Genomic DNA, 16814 nt, shown 5'->3' with positions numbered 1-16814 from the left:
GCAACGTGGAAGAAATGACGTGACGTCCTACTTCTTGCGCTGGCCTGACGCAGGGCGATATCGCACATGGTCGACCAGCGCGCGCAGCTTGGGCGGAAGATTTCGGCGGTCCGCGAAATAGAGGAAGAAGCCCTGGAAGGGCGGGCAGTACCGCTCCAGCAGCGGCACCAGCTCCCCTCGCTCGATGTAGGGTCTGAAAGTCTCTTCCATGCCGAACGTCAGACCGCCGCCGGCGCAGGCGGTCCGCACCATGACCCACATGTCATTGGTCGTGATCCTGGGGTTTACCGCGACGTCGAATTCGCGGCCATTCTCCTCGAACTCCCAGCGATACGGCGCCACCTCCGGCGCCGGTCGCCAGCCGATGCAGCAGTGCCGCGCAAGCTCGGCCGGGTGAGATGGCGCTCCGAAACGCTTCACGTAGGACGGTGCGGCCACCACCATCTGGCGCTGATCGCCCGAGACCGGCACGGCAATCATGTCCTGCTCGATGACTTCGCCGAGCCGAACGCCGGCATCGTAGCCCTCAGCTACGATATCGAATTCCTCGTCAGTCACGGTGATGTCGATCTGCACAGCGGGATGAGCGTGCATGAAACTCGCAAGCAGCGGTCCACAGATGAAACGCTCGGCGATCGAGGAGACGGCGAGCCGTAGCTGCCCTGTTGGCTTGGCATCCCGGTCCTGGGCGGTATCGAGTGCGTGTTCGACTTCCGCAATCGCCGGCGCGACACGCTGGTGCAGTTGGACGCCGGCCTCAGTGAGGCTGACGCTGCGCGTCGTCCGCTGGACGAGAGCGACGCCCATCCGGTCTTCCATGCGTCGAATGGCCTGGCTCACCGCGGACCGGGTTACCCCCAGTCGCTCGGCCGCGCCGCGAAAGCTCTTCGCCTCTGCGACCGCAAGGAAAACAGCAACAAGATTCAGATCCACCATTGGTTAGTATAACTTACCAAGCTGGTTACGATTGGGCAAATTGTTTCACATGTCGCCTTGTTGTATGTCCGCCTTCGACATGAGTTGGAGGCAAAGACAATGACGTCCCTTGATCATTACCGTCTGCTCGGCCGGTCCGGCCTGCGTGTATCCCCGATCGCGCTCGGCACGATGACCTTTGGCCAGGATTGGGGCTGGGGCGCCGATGCGGGCGAGGCGCGCCGGATATTCGATCTCTATGTCGATCAGGGCGGCAACTTCATCGATACGGCCGTGAACTACACCGATGGCGCCTCCGAGCGCATCGTCGGTGAGTTCATCAAGGACAAGCGCGACCGCCTCGTGCTCGCGACCAAATTCACCATGGCGCGCGAGCCGGGCAACCCGAATTCAGGCGGCAACCATCGGCTCAATATGCTGCGTTCGGTGGAGCAGAGCCTGCGGCAGCTCGACACCGACCGCATCGACCTGTTCCACCTGCACAGCTGGGACATGACCACACAGCCCGACGAAGTGATGCGCGGGCTCGATGATCTCGTGCGCTCGGGCAAAATTCACTATGTCGGCATCTGCAATACGCCGGCCTGGCGTATCTCCCAGATGCAGACGTCAGCCGATATGCGCGGCTGGTCACCCTTCGTGGCGCTGCAGATCGAGTACAGCCTGATCGAGCGGACGGTCGAGCATGAGCTGATTCCGATGGCCGCCGCGCTCGGTATGGGCGTGCTGCCCTGGTCGCCGCTCGGCGGTGGCGTGCTGACCGGCAAGTACGCCCGGTCCGATGTCGCGGACTCGCGCGACGCGAGCGTCGCAATGACGCGCAAGGGCGTCATTGCGTCGTCCGGCCATCTCAATGCGCGGTCGATCGAAGTTGCCGATGTCGTGCGCGCCGTGGCCGAAGAGATCGGCGCGACCCCGTCGCAGGTAGCCATCGCCTGGACGCTCGCGAACCCCGCGGTCACGTCGCCTGTCATGGGGGCGCGCACATTGGTCCAGGCGAAAGACAATCTCGGCGCCCTCGAGGTCGCACTTTCGGCTGAGCATCTCGATCGGCTCAATCAGGCGAGCGCGCCGGATCCGATCTTTCCCGGCCGCTTCGTAGGCCGTCCCATGGTTCAGCAGCTCATCTTCGGCGGCGCATCCGTCGCCCGGCGGGATTGATCACTGGAGGAAAAACGAGAATGAAGTTTCGACCAGCCACAATATGTGCCCTGATCCTCGGATCAATTTGTGTCATCGGATCATCGATGGTGATCGCATCCAGCGAGGTATCGAAAGGCAGCAAACGCGCACAGCAGTCCATGGAGAAAGAAATGACGCAGCACACTTATGTTGGCATGTGGATGACCGACGGCGGCCACATTCGCCATGAGCTTCTTCCGAACGGTCGCTACGACGAAGCCCGCGGCACGCGCGAGAGCGCCTATCAAGGGCGATATGAGATCAAGGGCAATCACATCGACTATTGGGACGACACCGGCTTTACCGCTGACGGCAAATTCGTCGATGAGAATACCCTCCATCATGGCGGCATGATCTTCCGGCGCCAGTAACGTCGTGTTGTGACGCTTTCGCTAACCCGTCCAGCGACCTCGCAAAAAAGTGAGCTGGCGGCGGCTCGGCCTGTCGGTTCCAGCCCATCCCGTTCGTCTTCCACCCAGAGAGTTACGGTGGAGACCAGGAAATGGAAAATTCTCGCTATCGCTGGGTCATTGTCGCGGCTGGGGGCTTGCTCGGCTGCGTCGCAATCGGCGGCATGTTTTCGTTGCCGGTATTTTTGCAGCCGATTGCGCGGGATACCGGCTGGTCGGTGACCGGCATATCCAGCGCCATGACCATCGGCTTTCTTGCCATGGCCTTCTCCAGCATGATCTGGGGCACCTTGTCCGACCGATTTGGGCCGCTGCCGGTGGTGTTGACCGGATCGGTCGTGCTGGCGGTCAGTCTCGGGCTGGCCAGCCTTGCGACATCGCTGGTTGTATTTCAATTCGTCTTCGGGTTGTTGGTCGGCTGCGCCATTGCTGCGATCTTCGCGCCGATGATGGCGTGCGTCACCGGCTGGTTCGATACCCATCGCAGCCTCGCGGTGTCGCTGGTCTCGGCCGGCATGGGCATGGCGCCGATGACGATGTCGCCGCTGGCGGCGTGGCTGGTCTCGAACCACGACTGGCGGACCTCGATGCAGATCGTGGCCCTCGTCGTCGCCGTGATTATGATCCCGGTCTCGCTCCTCGTGCGGCGCGCGCCCGCGCTCGAGAGTGGGACGTCCGCGCCATCCAGCGATCCGTCGCAACCGGACATGACGCTCGCGCAGGCGCTGCGCTCGCCGCAGTTCATCATCCTGCTGCTGACAAACTTCTTCTGCTGCGCCACGCATTCGGGCCCGATCATCCACACCGTGAGCTACGCCATCAGTTGCGGCATCCCGATGATCGCAGCCGTCACCATCTACAGCGTGGAAGGCCTCGCCGGGATGGGCGGCCGCATCGCCTTCGGCCTGCTCGGCGATCGCTTCGGCGCCAAGCGCATACTCGTGTTCGGCCTGCTGGCGCAGGCGTTCGGCGCGCTCGGCTATGTCTTCGTGCGCGAGCTCGCCGCGTTCTATACCGTCGCGGCGCTGTTCGGTTTCATCTATGCCGGCACCATGCCGCTCTACGCGGTTCTGGTGCGCGAAAACTTTCCGCTGCGGATGATGGGCACCGTGATCGGCGGCACCGCGATGGCCGGCAGCCTCGGGATGGCAACCGGTCCGCTCGCCGGCGGTTTGATCTACGATACGTTTGCCAGCTACGCCTGGCTCTATATCGGCTCATGGATCATGGGGCTCGGCGCGTTCCTGATCATCCTGACGTTCCGGCCGATGCCGGTGGCACGGGCCGCTGCGCCGGTGCCGGCGTGAGGGCGTCACACGATGCCACACCCGTCATTGCCCGCGACAAACGCGAAGCGTTTGCGCAAGCGAGCGCAGCGAGGAAGCAATCCATCTATCCCCGCGTCGAGGTATGGATTGCTTCCGCCTTCGCCAAGGCTTCGGCGGACAAGTCGCTGCGCTCGCAATGACGCACCGTAGGATGGGTAGAGCGAAAGCGAAACCACCCATCATCACACGCACAGCGCTCGCGGCATTGATGGGTATCGCTTCGCTCCACCCATCCTACTTCTTGATTGCTTCGCTTCGTTCGGAATGACAGGTTTGGCATCGGCCCATCCAACAAAAGCCAGAGGAAACCCCGATGCTCACGCTTCATCACCTCAACGACTCCCGCTCGCAGCGAGTTCTGTGGCTGCTGGAAGAACTGGGCACACCTCACGAGATCAAGCGTTATCAGCGCAACGCCGAGACCCGGCTGGCGCCACCCGAACTGGCAAAGATCCATCCGCTCGGCAAGTCGCCCGTCATCACCGACAGCGACATGACGATCGCCGAATCCGGCGCCATCGTCGATTACATCATCCGCCGCTACGGTAAGGGCGCGATGATGCCGGCGCCGGGAAGCGCCGAGTACGAAGCCTATAACGAGTGGCTGCATTACTCCGAGGGTTCGGCGATGCTGCCGCTGATGCTGAACCTCTACGTGTCCCGGCTGAAGGAAGCCGGCGCGCCGCTGCATCCGCGTATCGACAGCGAACTTGCCAACCATCTCGGCTATGTCGACGGCGCGCTGAAGGGGCGGGAGTTCTTTGTCGGCCCGTCGCTGACCGGCGCCGACATCCAGATGAGCTTTGTCGGCGAGATGGCAAAAGTGTTCGGGAAATTGGCGCCATACCCGAACCTGGCGGCCTGGCTGGGACGGATGCACGCCCGGCCGGCGTTCCAGCGGAGCATCGAAAAGGGCGGCCCGTACCGGTTTGCGTGAGGGGGCAGCCATTCCGGGGCGCGAAGCGAACTATGGTGCGCAATTGCGCACCTGAGAATCTCGAGATTCCGGGTTCGCTGCTTCGCATCGCCCCGGAATGACAGCGGATTGGGAGCAACCCCGGCGCAAGGGACGACGGGCTGGGTAGGGGCGGGACGACCAAGGGCCGGGAACAGGCCTCCTTCCTCCCCACCATATCTGGCATAAATATCGGCCCTGTACCGCAAGTGCTTGGCCAATTCCGGCCGATGTGGTATCTCGCAGACACTTCTTTCGACCGCCACACATAGCCGACCGCCTTGCCCCTAAGGGCCTGCGGCGGTGGAGATATTTCGCCCAATGACCTCCTCATCCTCCAGCTCCAAGACCGCCTCCGCGCCCGACTCGTTCTTCACGGCCACGCTCGCCGAGGCCGATCCGGAAATCGCTGCCGCGATCAAGGGCGAACTCGGCCGCCAGCGGCATGAGATCGAGCTGATTGCGTCGGAAAACATCGTCAGCCGGGCGGTGCTAGAAGCGCAGGGTTCGGTGATGACGAACAAGTATGCGGAAGGGTATCCGGGTGCGCGTTACTACGGCGGCTGCGAATGGGTCGACGTCGCCGAGACGCTGGCGATCGAGCGCGCCAAGAAACTGTTCGGCGCGCAGTTTGCCAACGTGCAGCCGAACTCCGGCAGCCAGATGAACCAGGCGACGTTTCTGGCGCTGCTGCAGCCCGGCGACACTTTCATGGGCCTCGACCTCGCCGCCGGCGGCCATCTCACGCACGGCTCGCCCGTCAACATGTCCGGCAAGTGGTTCAAGGCCGCACATTACACGGTACGACGCGAGGACCAGATCATCGACATGGATGAGGTGGCAAAGCAGGCCGAGCAGGTGAAGCCGAAGCTGATCATCGCCGGCGGTTCGGCCTATTCGCGGGCCTGGGACTTCAAGCGCTTCCGCGAGATCGCGGACAGCGTTGGCGCCTATCTCCTGGTCGACATGGCGCATTTCGCCGGCCTCGTCGCGGGCGGCGCCCATGCCTCGCCGGTGCCGCATGCCCACGTCACCACCACCACCACGCATAAGTCGCTACGCGGCCCGCGCGGCGGCCTGATCCTGTGCAACGACGAGGCGATCGCCAAGAAGCTCAATTCGGCGATCTTCCCGGGCCTGCAGGGCGGCCCGCTGATGCATGTGATCGCCGCCAAGGCGGTGGCGTTCGCCGAGGCACTGCGCCCGGACTTCAAGGTCTATGCCAAGAACGTGGTCGAAAATGCCAAGGCGCTGGCGGAAACGCTGCGCGGCCACGGTTTCGATATCGTCTCCGGCGGCACCGACAACCATCTGATGCTGGTCGACCTGCGGCCGAAGGGCCTGAAGGGCAACGTGTCCGAGAAGGCCTTGGTGCGCGCCGCGATCACCTGCAACAAGAACGGTATCCCCTTCGATCCCGAAAAGCCTTTCGTCACCTCCGGCCTGCGTCTCGGCACGCCGGCGGCGACCACGCGCGGCTTCGGCGTTGCCGAATTCCAGCAGGTCGGCGGCATGATCGCCGAAGTGCTCAACGCGCTGGCGCAGTCGGAGGACGGCAAGGCGCCGCTGGTCGAAGCCGCGATCAAGGAGCGCGTCAAGGCGCTCACCGACCGCTTCCCGATTTATCAGTAAAGGCCTCGTTGGATGCGCTGTCCCAGCTGCAACAGTCTCGATACGCAGGTAAAGGACTCGCGTCCGACTGAGGATTCGGCCGTGATCCGGCGGCGGCGGGTGTGCATCGCCTGCAACTTCCGCTTCACCACCTTCGAGCGGGTGCAGTTGCGCGAGCTGACCGTGATCAAGCGCAACGGTCGCCGGGTGCCGTTCGACCGCGACAAGCTGGTCCGCTCGCTGCAGATCAGTTTGCGCAAACGGCCGGTCGATCCTGAAAGGGTCGAGAAGATGGTTTCCGCGATCGTGCGCGAGCTCGAAAGCGGCGGCGAGGCGGAAGTATCCTCGGAGGCGATCGGCGAGATCGTGATGGAGCATCTGCGCCAGCTCGACGACGTCGCCTATGTGCGCTTTGCCTCCGTCTATCGTAATTTCCGCGAAGCCAAGGACTTCGAGGCCGTGCTCGGCGAACTCTCCGCGGAAGACGACGCACGGGTCGCGACGTTACGCAAATGATCTTCCGCATTCTGGAAGACCAGTACGCGCAGAAATCCAAAGAGGTCAAAGCGGCCGACCAGCGCTTCATGCAGCTCGCGCTCGCACTTGGCCGGCGTGGGCTGGGGCGCACCTGGCCGAACCCGGCCGTCGGTGCGGTCGTGGTGAAAGACGGCGTCATCGTCGGCCGTGGCTGGACGCAACCCGGCGGCCGTCCCCATGCCGAGCCCGAGGCGCTGAGACGTGCCGGCGAGGCGGCGCGCGGCGCCACACTCTATGTGACGCTGGAGCCCTGTTCGCATTTCGGCAAATCGCCGCCCTGCGTCGATGCGGTGATCGCGTCAGGCATTGCGCGCGTGGTGTCGACGATCGAAGACCCCAACCCTGAAGTGGCCGGGCAGGGGCATGCTAAACTTCGCGCGGCCGGGATCACCGTCGATGTCGGCCTCGGCGCTGCGGAAGCTGAGCGCGATCACGCCGGCCATTTCCGCCGTATCCGCGAAAAACGCCCCCATGTGATCCTGAAACTCGCCGTCTCCGCTGACGACAAGATCGGCGCCGCCGGCCACAAGCCGGTCGCAATCACGGGCGAGGCGGCGAAGACACGCGTGCATCTGTTGCGCGCGCAATGCGACGCCATCCTGGTCGGCATCGGCACCGTGCTGGCGGACGATCCGGTTCTGACCTGCCGCCTGCCGGGAATGGAGGCGCGTTCGCCGGTGCGGGTGGTGCTGGATCGCGCGCTGCGGTTATCCGGCACCAGCAGACTGGTTCATTCCGCGCGCCAGACGCCGCTCTGGGTCATGACCTCGGATTTTGCCGAAGCCCCTGCGGCCATGAAACTCGGCGCGGCCGGCGCGCAGGTGATGCGCGTTGCGGCGATCGCGCAGCCGCCCGGGCTGGATCTGCCGGCGGTGCTGCGCGCGCTTTCCGACAAGGGCATCACGAGGCTGATGGTGGAAGGCGGCTCGCGGGTCGCCTCGTCATTCGTCGCCAGCGGTCTGGTCGATGAAGTCTGGCTGCTGCGCGGGTCCGAAACCATCGGGACTGGCGGCATTCCCGCGCTGGACGCATTGCCGCTGTCGGCTCTCACCGGGTCGCCTGCCTTCAAGACACGTGCTAGCGAAAGCCTCGGCAAAGACACCCTTACCGTTTACGAGCGCGCCTAATGTTTACCGGAATTGTCACCGACATCGGCGAGATCGCAGCCTTGACGCCAACGGCGCAGGGCCAGTTGCACCGCATGCGCATTGCCTGCCGTTACGACCAGACGACGATTGCTGATGGCGCATCGATCGCCTGCAATGGCGTCTGCCTGACCGTGGTCGCGTCCGGCATCGAAGGCGGCAAGACCTGGTTCGACGTCGACGCCGCCGCCGAAACGCTCGGCATGACGACCGCCAAGCACTGGGTCGAAGGTACAAAACTCAACCTCGAGCGCGCGCTGAAGATCGGCGACGAACTCGGCGGCCATATTGTTGCGGGGCATGCCGATGGCATTGCGACCATCGTCAAGCGTGACGATCTGCCTGACATGGCGCGGTTCGAACTGCACACCACGCGGGAACTGGCGCGCTTCATCGCCACCAAGGGCTCGGTGACGCTGGATGGCGTGTCGCTGACCGTGAATACGGTCGAGGATGTCACGTTTTCGGTGCTGATCATTCCCCATACGCTCAGCGTCACCACGCTCAGCGGCTGGCGCGCAGGAAGCGAGGTCAATATCGAGGTCGATCTGATGGCCCGCTATGCGGCGCGGCTGTCGGAAATGAAGTGACAGGCAGACATACGGCGCTTAAAACGCCGGCCAGCGAGTAAGACGGAAGGTAGTTGATGGCAGACGCGCGGCGCGCCCCTTTAAAAGACCAGACCGACATTTCAGGCGCGCGTGCGCTGATCGTCGAGGCGCGGTTCTATGACGACATCCAGGATGCGCTGCTGGAAGGCGCCGTCGCCGAGCTCAAGGCGGCCGGCGTGACGCACGACCTCATCACGGTGCCCGGCGCGCTGGAAATTCCGGCGGCGATCGCGATCGCGCTCGATGCTGCCGAAAACAACGGCAAGCCTTATGATGCGGCAATCGCGCTCGGCTGCGTGGTGCGTGGCGATACCATCCATTTCGAAATCGTCTCGATCGAATCTTCTCGCGCGCTGATGGATCTGGCGGTGGCGCGCAAGGTTCCACTCGGCAACGGCATCATAACGGTCAATACCGACGCGCAGGCCTGGGCGAGGGCGCGCGCCAGCGAGTTGAACAAAGGCGGCGACGCCGCGCGTGCGGCACTCGCGATGCTGCGCATCAAGCGCCGGCTGACAAAGGTCTGACGATGGCAGACAGCAAGAAGCCAGCGAAAAGTCCCGACAAGAAGGCCAACCGCCGTGGCGCGGCGCGGCTCGCCGCCGTGCAGGCGCTCTACCAGATGGATATCGCCGGCGCCGGCATCAACGACATTTTTGCTGAGTTCGAAAGCCACTGGCTCGGCAACGAGGTTGAAGGCGACAAATATCTGCCGGCGGAAGCTGCGTTCTTCAAGGATGTGGTGGCCGGCGTGGTGCGCGACCAGGCCAAGCTCGATCCCTTGATCGACGATGCGCTCCAGAAAGGCTGGCCGTTGAAGCGGATCGACGCGATTTTGCGCGCGGTGCTGCGGGCGGGCTCCTACGAGCTGGAACATCGCAAGGACGTGCCGGGCCGCGTGGTCGTGTCCGAATATGTCGACGTCGCGCACGCGTTCGTCGAGAAGGACGAGACCGGCATGGTCAACGCCGTGCTCGACCAGATCGCGCGCCAGTTCCGCGCAGACGAGTTCGCGCGTGGCTAGCGGCAAACCCGCGTCCGGCGAGGACTCGCTGATCGCGCGCTATTTCCGGCCGCTTGCGACCGACCCGGGCGCCCTCGGTCTCGACGACGACGCCGCGGCGTTGCAGCCTGACGGCTCGGACATCGTGGTGACGACGGACGCCATCATCGAGGGTGTCCATTTCCTGCCCGACGATCCCCCCGATACGGTCGCGCGCAAGGCGCTGCGGGTGAATCTTTCCGATCTCGCGGCGAAGGGCGCTGTGCCGGCCGGCTTCGTGCTGACGTTGGCGCTGCGCGGCGCCGACGAGGCCTGGCTAAAGCCGTTCGCGGCGGCGCTGGGCGAGGATGCCGCGCAGTTCGCCTGTCCGCTGCTGGGTGGCGATACCGTGTCGACGCCCGGACCGCTGATGGTTTCGGTCACCGCATTCGGCCGCGTGCCGCCGGGCAAGATGGTTCATCGCAGCGGGGCAAAGGCCGGCGAGCGCGTGATGGTGACGGGGACGATCGGCGACGCCGCACTGGGGCTTGCCGTTCTCAAGGGCGGCAAGGTCCACGCTGCCGCCACCGATGTCGCTGCGCGTGCCGCACTGGTCGGGCGCTATCGCGTGCCGCAGCCGCGCGTGGCCATGGCGGAAATCGTTCGCGACTATGCCAGCGCTTCGATGGATGTGTCCGATGGCCTTGCGGGCGATCTCACCAAGCTATGCGGTATGTCCGGCGTATCCGCAGTGATCGACTTGCCGTCGATTCCGTTGTCGAGCGCCGCGTGCGATCTGGTCTTTCGAGGGGTTGTCGGACTGGAAGTGCTGATCGCCGGTGGCGACGATTACGAGATACTGTGCACGATCGCTGAGGATCGCGTCGAAGCCTTCTCGCAGGCCGCGGAGCGCACCGGTGTCGCGGTGAGTTCCATCGGAATGGTGGTCGCGGGAAGCGCGTTTCCGAAGTTCATCGATGCAGAGGGCAGGGAAATCGCGCTGGAACGGCTGTCTTACAGCCATTTTTGAAGGTGGGGTCGTTAACGCCGTCGGCCTTTATTTCCCGCCAGCCATTGCTATTTCGACGAAAAACCTATACGTGTATCGCCATTCGATTACCGTCGTGCCTTTTCGAACGCGCTCCCTAAGGAGCTTCTTCCAGAGACATCGTCGATATTGGATTTGAATCCGTGCGATCGCCGCGCGGAATGAAAGCCTAGGTGCTTTGGAGAAGAGAAAATGGCTACGGGAACAGTGAAGTGGTTCAACGGTCAAAAGGGTTTCGGTTTCATTGAGCCGAGCGATGGCAGCAAGGATGTGTTCGTGCACATCTCGGCCGTCGAGCGCGCCGGCCTCGGCGGACTGGCCGAAGGTCAGAAGGTTCAGTTCGAACTCAAGACCGACAAGATGCGGGGCAAGGTGAGCGCGGAAAACCTGTCGCTCGTCTAAGGCCTCGAAACGGTCGTTTCACGGATGTACTGGAATGGCTAGTGAGCCCGCTCGATCCCGATGGGATTGGGCGGGCTCTTGTATTTTCGGGCCGAGGCAAGCCTCTGCCACCTCCCGGGTGATATTTCGTCCAGCGCGATTAGCGGTGATTCCTTTCAAAATTCGACGGTTTCTGGCCTCCGCGGCGTTGCGCCAGGGGGGCGATTTTGGCAAGGTCCCGCCGATTTGAGAGGCCGCCCTTCTGGGCAGGGAAGGCCTCCTTTTTATGCGTCCGCCGCGACCGCGGTGACGCGCGGGGTGGAACAAAAAATCTGAGGCAAATTCAATGACAGCATTATGGGTGATTGTGCTCTGCGGAGCGCTTTCGATCGTCTACGCCATCTGGGCGACGTCTTCCGTTCTGAAAGCTGACGCGGGCAACCCGCGCATGCAGGAAATCGCGGCCGCCGTCGCCGAAGGCGCGCAGGCCTATCTCAAGCGCCAGTACATGACGATCGGCATGGTCGGCATCGTGATCTTCGCGCTGCTGGTCTACTTCCTCGGCGTGCTGGTTGCGATCGGCTTCCTGATCGGTGCGGTGCTGTCGGGCGCCGCGGGCTTCATCGGTATGAACGTCTCGGTTCGCGCCAACGTGCGCACCGCGCAAGCGGCGACTACCTCGCTGGCCGGCGGACTCGAACTCGCCTTCAAGGCTGGCGCCATCACCGGTATGCTGGTTGCCGGTCTCGCGCTGCTCGGCGTCACCATCTATTTCGCCGTTCTCACCCACGGCTTGGGGCTGAAGGCCAACGACCGCGTCGTCGTCGATGCTCTGGTAGCGCTCGGCTTCGGCGCCTCGCTGATCTCGATCTTCGCCCGTCTCGGCGGCGGCATCTTCACCAAGGGTGCCGACGTCGGCGGCGACCTCGTCGGAAAGGTCGAAGCCGGAATTCCCGAGGACGATCCGCGCAACCCCGCGACCATCGCCGACAATGTCGGCGACAATGTCGGTGACTGCGCCGGCATGGCGGCCGATCTGTTCGAGACCTACGCGGTGACCGCGGTCGCCACCATGGTGCTCGCCGCGATCTTCTTCGCGACTTCGCCGCTGCTGGTGCCGATGATGACCCTGCCGCTCGCCATCGGCGGCGTCTGCATCATCACCTCGATCATCGGCACCTTCTTCGTCAAGCTCGGCGCCAGCCAGTCCATCATGGGCGCGCTGTACAAGGGCCTGATCGCGACGGGCGTGCTATCGCTGCTCGGCGTTGCCGGCGTCATCAACTGGCTGATCGGCTTCGGCCCGCTGGCGGGCGTGAAGTACACCGGCCTGGCGCTGTTCGAATGCGGCGTCGTCGGCCTCGTCGTCACCGGCCTGATCATCTGGATCACCGAATACTACACCGGTACTGAATATCGCCCGGTGAAGTCGATCGCCTCGTCTTCGGTCACCGGCCATGGCACTAACGTGATCCAGGGTCTGGCGATCTCGATGGAATCGACCGCCGGTCCGGCGATCGTAATCATTGCGGGAATCCTCGTCACCTACAGCCTTGCCGGCCTGTTCGGCATTGCGATTGCGACCACGACGATGCTGGCGCTGGCCGGCATGATCGTAGCCCTCGACGCCTTCGGTCCAGTCACCGACAACGCCGGCGGCATTGCCGAAATGGCCGGCCTGCCGAAGGAAGTCCGCAAGGCCACCGACGCGCTCGACGCGGTTGGCAATACCACCAAGGCGGTCACCAAGGGCTACGCGATCGGCTCCGCCGGTCTCGGCGCGCTGGTGCTGTTCGCGGCCTACAATGAAGACCTCAAGTTCTTCATCGCCAACTCTGCGAAGCATCCGTACTTCCAGGGCGTGCTGCCCGACTTCTCGCTCAACAACCCCTACGTGGTGGTCGGCCTGCTGTTCGGCGGCCTGCTGCCGTATCTGTTCGGCGCGATGGGCATGACGGCGGTGGGACGAGCGGCCGGTGCGATCGTCGAGGAAGTGCGGCGTCAGTTCCGCGAGAAGCCCGGCATCATGCAGGGCACCGACAAGCCGGACTACGGCAAGGCCGTCGACCTGCTGACCAAGGCGGCGATCAAGGAAATGATCATCCCGTCGCTGCTGCCTGTGCTGTCGCCGATCTTCGTCTACTTCGTGATCTACGCGATTGCGGGCGGCGGCGCGGCCGGCAAGTCGGCGGCGTTCTCCGCCGTCGGCGCCATGCTGCTCGGCGTGATCGTAACCGGTCTGTTCGTCGCGATCTCGATGACCTCGGGCGGCGGCGCCTGGGACAACGCCAAGAAGTACATCGAGGACGGCCATTTCGGCGGCAAGGGCTCCGACGCCCACAAGGCTGCCGTGACCGGTGACACCGTCGGCGATCCCTACAAGGATACGGCGGGTCCGGCGGTGAACCCGATGATCAAGATCACCAACATCGTGGCGCTCCTGTTGCTGGCGATCCTGGCGCACTGAGCGGCGTATGGTCGATCAAAACGAAACCCCGCGGTGCGAGCCGCGGGGTTTTTGCTGGTGCGTAGTTCGTAGCCCGGATGGAGCGCAGCGAAATCCGGGGCCGTAGAATCCGCGGACTCAAAATTCCCGGATTACGCTTCGCTCCATCCGGGCTACGGGCCTTACCTTCTCAGCCCGCGTCCATCTGCAGGCCTTCCTGTTTGATGATGGCGGCGAACTTCGCGGTCTCCGCCTGGATGAAGTCGGAATACTGCTGCGGCGTGCCGTGATCGGTACGCGCGCCGATCTTGGCCATATTTTCCTTGATGTCATCGCGCTCCAGGAACACTTTGATTTCCTTGTTGAGCGCGTCGACCACAGGAGCAGGCGCACTCTTCGGCAGGAAAATGCCAAACCAGGACGACACATCGAATTTTGCAAGCTCCGGCGCGCTCTCGCGCATGGTCGGAACATTGGGCGCCAGCGCGGCGCGCTCCGGCGTGGTCACCGCCAGGGCATTGAGCTTGCCCTCCTGCACCTGCGGCAGCGTCGGATAGAGATTGTCGAACAGGACCTGGATATCGCCGGCAAGGGCGGCCTGCAGCGCCGGCCCGGCGCCGCGGAACGGCACGTGCACCATCTTGAGCCCGGTCAATTGCAGGAACCAGGCGCCGGTGAGGTGGGGGCTCTGCCCGACGCCGGACGAGCCATAGGTGAGCTTGTCCGGATTGGCCTTGATATAGGCGATCAGGTCCGCGATCGACTTGATTGGCACCGACGGATGCGCCGATACGATGTTTGGAATCCGGATCAGGTTGGAAACCGGCTGCAGCTGATCCGCCTTGTAGGGCATGTTGCGGAAAATGCTGTAAGCGATCGCGTTGGGGCCGGGATTGCCGACCAGGATGGTGTGTCCGTCACCCTTGCTGCGCACGGCTTCGGCGGTGCCGATGGTGCCGCCACCGCCGGAGCGGTTTTCCACGACCGCGGACTGGCCCCACGCCTTCTGCAGATGCGCCGCCAGCAATCGTCCCATCACATCGGTGGTGCCTCCTGGTGCCGCCGGCACAATGAGGCGGACGTTTTCGGTCGGCCGCCAGTCGGCGCCGTAGCTTGAGCGAGGCAAGATTGCCGCCGCTGAAACGGCCGCGGCTCCGGTCAAAACACGGCGTCGAGAAAAAGCTTTAATCGTCACAAGTTCACTCCCTGCTGAATCATTATTGGCAGCGAGCGTAGGCAGCGCGCGCGCAGAGGGCAAGCGCGCGACTTGGCACAGGATTTCCGCGTGGCGGAACGCGCGCTAGTTAAAGCTGAGCAGCTTGAACAGCGGCGTCAGGTAGCTGAGTTCCTGGCCGGACGTTGGAGTGGTGCGGCTGATGAAGTCGAAGATCTTGCCGTCCTGCAATCCGTAATTGGCAAGCCGCTGCACCTGGCGATTCTTGTCGAAATAGATCGCGATCACCCGCTGGTCGACGACCTGCTGATTCATGAACGCGACTTTGCGCTCGGAGCGCTGCGAGATGTAATAGAACACCTCGCCGTTCAGGGTCGCAACCGTGGAGGGCGTTCCCATCACGATCAGCACCTGATCCTGGCTGGCGCCGATCGGAATCTGCTCCAGCGCGTTGGGCGGCAGGATATAGCCCTTCTGGAACTGCTCGCCGGTGCACCCGGCGAGCGCCGCGCAAACCAATGCCACGGCCGCGGCCGCGCGAAAACCGCGTCGGCGCACGGTCAGGCGGCGCGGCGAGGGCACGCAGGTGCTCTGGTGGCTCATCTCGGTCATCTCAGGAATTAGTCCGTCCTCTTGCATCGCGCGGTGCGTTGACGTACCGGGCAGCACGCTTGATTGCAACACGCGTGGCCCGGGAGGGCTCGCTTGCGGAACCCACAATGCTTTGGCCGTTCAATCACTTCAGGAAACCCCGGGCGCCGTTGCGCGGCACCATCGAGGCCATCTATGGCATGATCGTGACGCAGGCGCGAGAACCGTTGTTTTATCGGGACTTTGGGGTTCCGGACACGGTTAACGGCCGTTTTGACCTGCTTCTGCTGCATTTGTGGCTGGTCTTGCGGCGCCTGAAATCGGTGGAGGGCGGCACAGCCCTGTCACAGGGGCTGTTCGACCACTTTTGCAACGATATGGACGATAATCTGCGCGAGATGGCGGTTAGTGACCTCAAGGTGCCGAAGCGCATGCAGGCCTTCGGCGAGGCGTTCTATGGCCGAACGGCGGCCTATGATTTTGCGCTGACGGAAGGCCGCGAGGCACTGGCGCAGGCGCTGTGCAAGAATATTCTGAACGGCGAGAACATAGAAAAGGCCCGGCTGCTCGCCGCCTATGCCGAGGCGGCGATGGCCGCCCTCGGCAGCCTCGACGAGGCCGCGCTGGCGAGCGGTTCGGCCAGGTTTCCCTTGCCGGAGAATGGCGCGCAGCAATGAGCAAGACTGGTACGACCAAGACTGGCACGACTGAAAAGCCCGACCCGTGGCGCGTCCCCGTCGCGGTGGCGCAGATACCGGAGACGGGCCTGCACCGCGACATCGAGGCCGATCAGGCGATCCGCAACGCGGTGGCCGATGTCGGAGGCTTGCGTGAGGTACTTTCGGTGCAGGCCTCGTTCGACGTCACGCCAATGAGCGGTGGCCGCTTCCAAGTGGCCGGCTACGTTCGGGCGTGGATCGGACAGACCTGCGTGGTGACGCTGGAGGAGATCGAGACCGATATCGACGAGCCGATCGATCTGATCTTCGCGCCGCCCGAGCAGATCCCGCAGATGGCCGCGCTGGTCGATGAAGCCGAGCAAGGCGACGAGGAGACGCCCGATCCGCCCGAGCCGATCGAGAACGGTATGATCGATCTCGGCCGGGTCGCCACCGACGCATTGTATCTTGCGGTCGATCCATATCCGCGCAAACCCGGCGCCGTATTTGAGCCGGTGGTTGAAGCCGCCGATCCCGAGGATCACCCGTTCGCGGCGCTCAAGGCGTTGAAGGCAGAACCGAAAAAATCGGGCACCAGGAAGCCCAAGGGCAAGTAGCCGGCAGTTAAAGTGGCCGGCGAAGCTGCGATCGGTTGGAGATCGTTGTGATATCCTGCCAAGAATGTCCCATAAGATATTGAATTATATCGGGATATTTTGTATTCTGGATTCCGGGCCACAGCGCTTGCCTTTCGCCAAAAGAGCGTGGTCAAGAGGTTGTGTCGGGACGGGGACACGCTATTGTCCCGGCCCGGCGGA

The 16814-nt window shown here is 63.6% G+C and carries 18 protein-coding genes; 15 read left to right on the top strand and 3 right to left on the bottom strand.

From position 1 onward, the window contains the following. Window positions 1–27: 27 nt before the first annotated feature. Entirely contained in the window at window positions 28–936 is a 909-nt protein-coding gene (locus tag C7G61_RS07995) for a LysR family transcriptional regulator (RefSeq protein ID WP_108513571.1), read from the bottom strand. 99 nt (window positions 937–1035) lie between these two features. On the opposite strand from C7G61_RS07995, the gene C7G61_RS07990 reads away from it, so the two are divergent. The 13 genes from C7G61_RS07990 to C7G61_RS07930 all read left to right on the top strand — a co-directional run bounded on the left by C7G61_RS07990 (window position 1036) and on the right by C7G61_RS07930 (window position 13593). Next, window positions 1036–2097 (top strand): aldo/keto reductase, encoded by a 1062-nt coding sequence (locus tag C7G61_RS07990; protein WP_108513570.1) that lies wholly within the window; start codon window positions 1036–1038, stop codon window positions 2095–2097. A gap of 140 nt (window positions 2098–2237) precedes the next feature. Then, window positions 2238–2489, top strand: a complete 252-nt coding sequence (locus C7G61_RS07985; protein ID WP_420836748.1) for an Atu4866 domain-containing protein — start codon at window positions 2238–2240, stop codon at window positions 2487–2489. A gap of 131 nt (window positions 2490–2620) precedes the next feature. Then, window positions 2621–3835 (top strand): MFS transporter, encoded by a 1215-nt coding sequence (locus tag C7G61_RS07980; protein WP_108513568.1) that lies wholly within the window; start codon window positions 2621–2623, stop codon window positions 3833–3835. A gap of 334 nt (window positions 3836–4169) precedes the next feature. After that, window positions 4170–4793, top strand: a complete 624-nt coding sequence (locus tag C7G61_RS07975) for a glutathione S-transferase family protein (RefSeq protein ID WP_108513567.1) — start codon at window positions 4170–4172, stop codon at window positions 4791–4793. 339 nt (window positions 4794–5132) lie between these two features. Then, complete coding sequence (gene glyA, locus C7G61_RS07970; protein ID WP_108513566.1) at window positions 5133–6443, top strand: serine hydroxymethyltransferase; 1311 nt, start codon at window positions 5133–5135, stop codon at window positions 6441–6443. A gap of 12 nt (window positions 6444–6455) precedes the next feature. Then, window positions 6456–6938 carry a transcriptional regulator NrdR gene (gene nrdR, locus C7G61_RS07965; RefSeq protein ID WP_108513565.1) on the top strand — a complete coding sequence of 161 codons (483 nt, stop codon included), beginning with the start codon at window positions 6456–6458 and terminating at the stop codon, window positions 6936–6938. After that, window positions 6935–8086: a bifunctional diaminohydroxyphosphoribosylaminopyrimidine deaminase/5-amino-6-(5-phosphoribosylamino)uracil reductase RibD gene (gene ribD, locus C7G61_RS07960; protein ID WP_108513564.1), complete on the top strand. Its 1152-nt coding sequence runs from the start codon at window positions 6935–6937 to the stop codon at window positions 8084–8086. Before nrdR ends, ribD begins: the two co-directional genes overlap by 4 nt. Continuing rightward, complete coding sequence (locus tag C7G61_RS07955) at window positions 8086–8694, top strand: riboflavin synthase (protein ID WP_108513563.1); 609 nt, start codon at window positions 8086–8088, stop codon at window positions 8692–8694. Before ribD ends, C7G61_RS07955 begins: the two co-directional genes overlap by 1 nt. Before the next feature lie 56 nt (window positions 8695–8750). After that, window positions 8751–9242, top strand: coding sequence for a 6,7-dimethyl-8-ribityllumazine synthase (gene ribH / locus C7G61_RS07950; protein WP_108513562.1), 492 nt, complete (start codon window positions 8751–8753; stop codon window positions 9240–9242). Between the two features lie 2 nt (window positions 9243–9244). Continuing rightward, window positions 9245–9739: a transcription antitermination factor NusB gene (nusB, locus tag C7G61_RS07945; protein WP_108513561.1), complete on the top strand. Its 495-nt coding sequence runs from the start codon at window positions 9245–9247 to the stop codon at window positions 9737–9739. Beyond that, window positions 9732–10727, top strand: coding sequence for a thiamine-phosphate kinase (gene thiL / locus C7G61_RS07940; protein WP_244608189.1), 996 nt, complete (start codon window positions 9732–9734; stop codon window positions 10725–10727). The genes nusB and thiL overlap by 8 nt, the downstream gene beginning before the upstream one ends. 210 nt (window positions 10728–10937) lie before the next feature. After that, window positions 10938–11147 carry a cold-shock protein gene (locus C7G61_RS07935; protein WP_028345703.1) on the top strand — a complete coding sequence of 70 codons (210 nt, stop codon included), beginning with the start codon at window positions 10938–10940 and terminating at the stop codon, window positions 11145–11147. Window positions 11148–11472: 325 nt separating this feature from the next. Beyond that, a complete protein-coding gene (locus C7G61_RS07930) occupies window positions 11473–13593 on the top strand; it encodes a sodium-translocating pyrophosphatase (protein WP_108513559.1) in 2121 nt (706 codons plus the stop codon). A 169-nt stretch (window positions 13594–13762) separates the two neighbouring features. On the opposite strand, the gene C7G61_RS07925 is transcribed toward C7G61_RS07930, so the two are convergent. Beyond that, window positions 13763–14767 carry a Bug family tripartite tricarboxylate transporter substrate binding protein gene (locus C7G61_RS07925; protein ID WP_244608188.1) on the bottom strand — a complete coding sequence of 335 codons (1005 nt, stop codon included), beginning with the start codon at window positions 14765–14767 and terminating at the stop codon, window positions 13763–13765. 105 nt (window positions 14768–14872) lie between these two features. Beyond that, on the bottom strand, window positions 14873–15349 hold the full coding sequence (locus C7G61_RS07920; protein WP_420836742.1) for an outer membrane protein assembly factor BamE: 477 nt from the start codon (window positions 15347–15349) through the stop codon (window positions 14873–14875). A gap of 116 nt (window positions 15350–15465) precedes the next feature. Between C7G61_RS07920 and C7G61_RS07915 the strand changes: the two genes are divergently transcribed. Both C7G61_RS07915 and C7G61_RS07910 read left to right on the top strand, forming a co-directional pair. Then, window positions 15466–16014: a ubiquinol-cytochrome C chaperone family protein gene (locus tag C7G61_RS07915; protein ID WP_108513556.1), complete on the top strand. Its 549-nt coding sequence runs from the start codon at window positions 15466–15468 to the stop codon at window positions 16012–16014. Next, window positions 16011–16613, top strand: a complete 603-nt coding sequence (locus C7G61_RS07910; RefSeq protein WP_108513555.1) for a YceD family protein — start codon at window positions 16011–16013, stop codon at window positions 16611–16613. Before C7G61_RS07915 ends, C7G61_RS07910 begins: the two co-directional genes overlap by 4 nt. Window positions 16614–16814: the final 201 nt, after the last annotated feature.

This window comes from Bradyrhizobium algeriense (genome assembly GCF_003062295.1).
GTDB lineage: Bacteria > Pseudomonadota > Alphaproteobacteria > Rhizobiales > Xanthobacteraceae > Bradyrhizobium > Bradyrhizobium algeriense.
The sequence above is the reverse complement of the archived record's forward strand: the minus strand, read 5'-3'. Positions and strand labels throughout refer to the sequence as shown.

What these genes read in the sequence shown, in the direction of transcription:
- C7G61_RS07995 (WP_108513571.1), bottom strand. Translation starts at nt 936, where the DNA reads ATGGTGGATCTGAATCTTGTTGCTGTTTTCCTTGCGGTCGCAGAGGCG.
- C7G61_RS07990 (WP_108513570.1), top strand. Translation starts at nt 1,036, where the DNA reads ATGACGTCCCTTGATCATTACCGTCTGCTCGGCCGGTCCGGCCTGCGT.
- C7G61_RS07985 (WP_420836748.1), top strand. Translation starts at nt 2,238, where the DNA reads ATGGAGAAAGAAATGACGCAGCACACTTATGTTGGCATGTGGATGACC.
- C7G61_RS07980 (WP_108513568.1), top strand. Translation starts at nt 2,621, where the DNA reads ATGGAAAATTCTCGCTATCGCTGGGTCATTGTCGCGGCTGGGGGCTTG.
- C7G61_RS07975 (WP_108513567.1), top strand. Translation starts at nt 4,170, where the DNA reads ATGCTCACGCTTCATCACCTCAACGACTCCCGCTCGCAGCGAGTTCTG.
- glyA (WP_108513566.1), top strand. Translation starts at nt 5,133, where the DNA reads ATGACCTCCTCATCCTCCAGCTCCAAGACCGCCTCCGCGCCCGACTCG.
- nrdR (WP_108513565.1), top strand. Translation starts at nt 6,456, where the DNA reads ATGCGCTGTCCCAGCTGCAACAGTCTCGATACGCAGGTAAAGGACTCG.
- ribD (WP_108513564.1), top strand. Translation starts at nt 6,935, where the DNA reads ATGATCTTCCGCATTCTGGAAGACCAGTACGCGCAGAAATCCAAAGAG.
- C7G61_RS07955 (WP_108513563.1), top strand. Translation starts at nt 8,086, where the DNA reads ATGTTTACCGGAATTGTCACCGACATCGGCGAGATCGCAGCCTTGACG.
- ribH (WP_108513562.1), top strand. Translation starts at nt 8,751, where the DNA reads ATGGCAGACGCGCGGCGCGCCCCTTTAAAAGACCAGACCGACATTTCA.
- nusB (WP_108513561.1), top strand. Translation starts at nt 9,245, where the DNA reads ATGGCAGACAGCAAGAAGCCAGCGAAAAGTCCCGACAAGAAGGCCAAC.
- C7G61_RS07935 (WP_028345703.1), top strand. Translation starts at nt 10,938, where the DNA reads ATGGCTACGGGAACAGTGAAGTGGTTCAACGGTCAAAAGGGTTTCGGT.
- C7G61_RS07930 (WP_108513559.1), top strand. Translation starts at nt 11,473, where the DNA reads ATGACAGCATTATGGGTGATTGTGCTCTGCGGAGCGCTTTCGATCGTC.
- C7G61_RS07920 (WP_420836742.1), bottom strand. Translation starts at nt 15,349, where the DNA reads ATGAGCCACCAGAGCACCTGCGTGCCCTCGCCGCGCCGCCTGACCGTG.
- C7G61_RS07915 (WP_108513556.1), top strand. Translation starts at nt 15,466, where the DNA reads ATGCTTTGGCCGTTCAATCACTTCAGGAAACCCCGGGCGCCGTTGCGC.
- C7G61_RS07910 (WP_108513555.1), top strand. Translation starts at nt 16,011, where the DNA reads ATGAGCAAGACTGGTACGACCAAGACTGGCACGACTGAAAAGCCCGAC.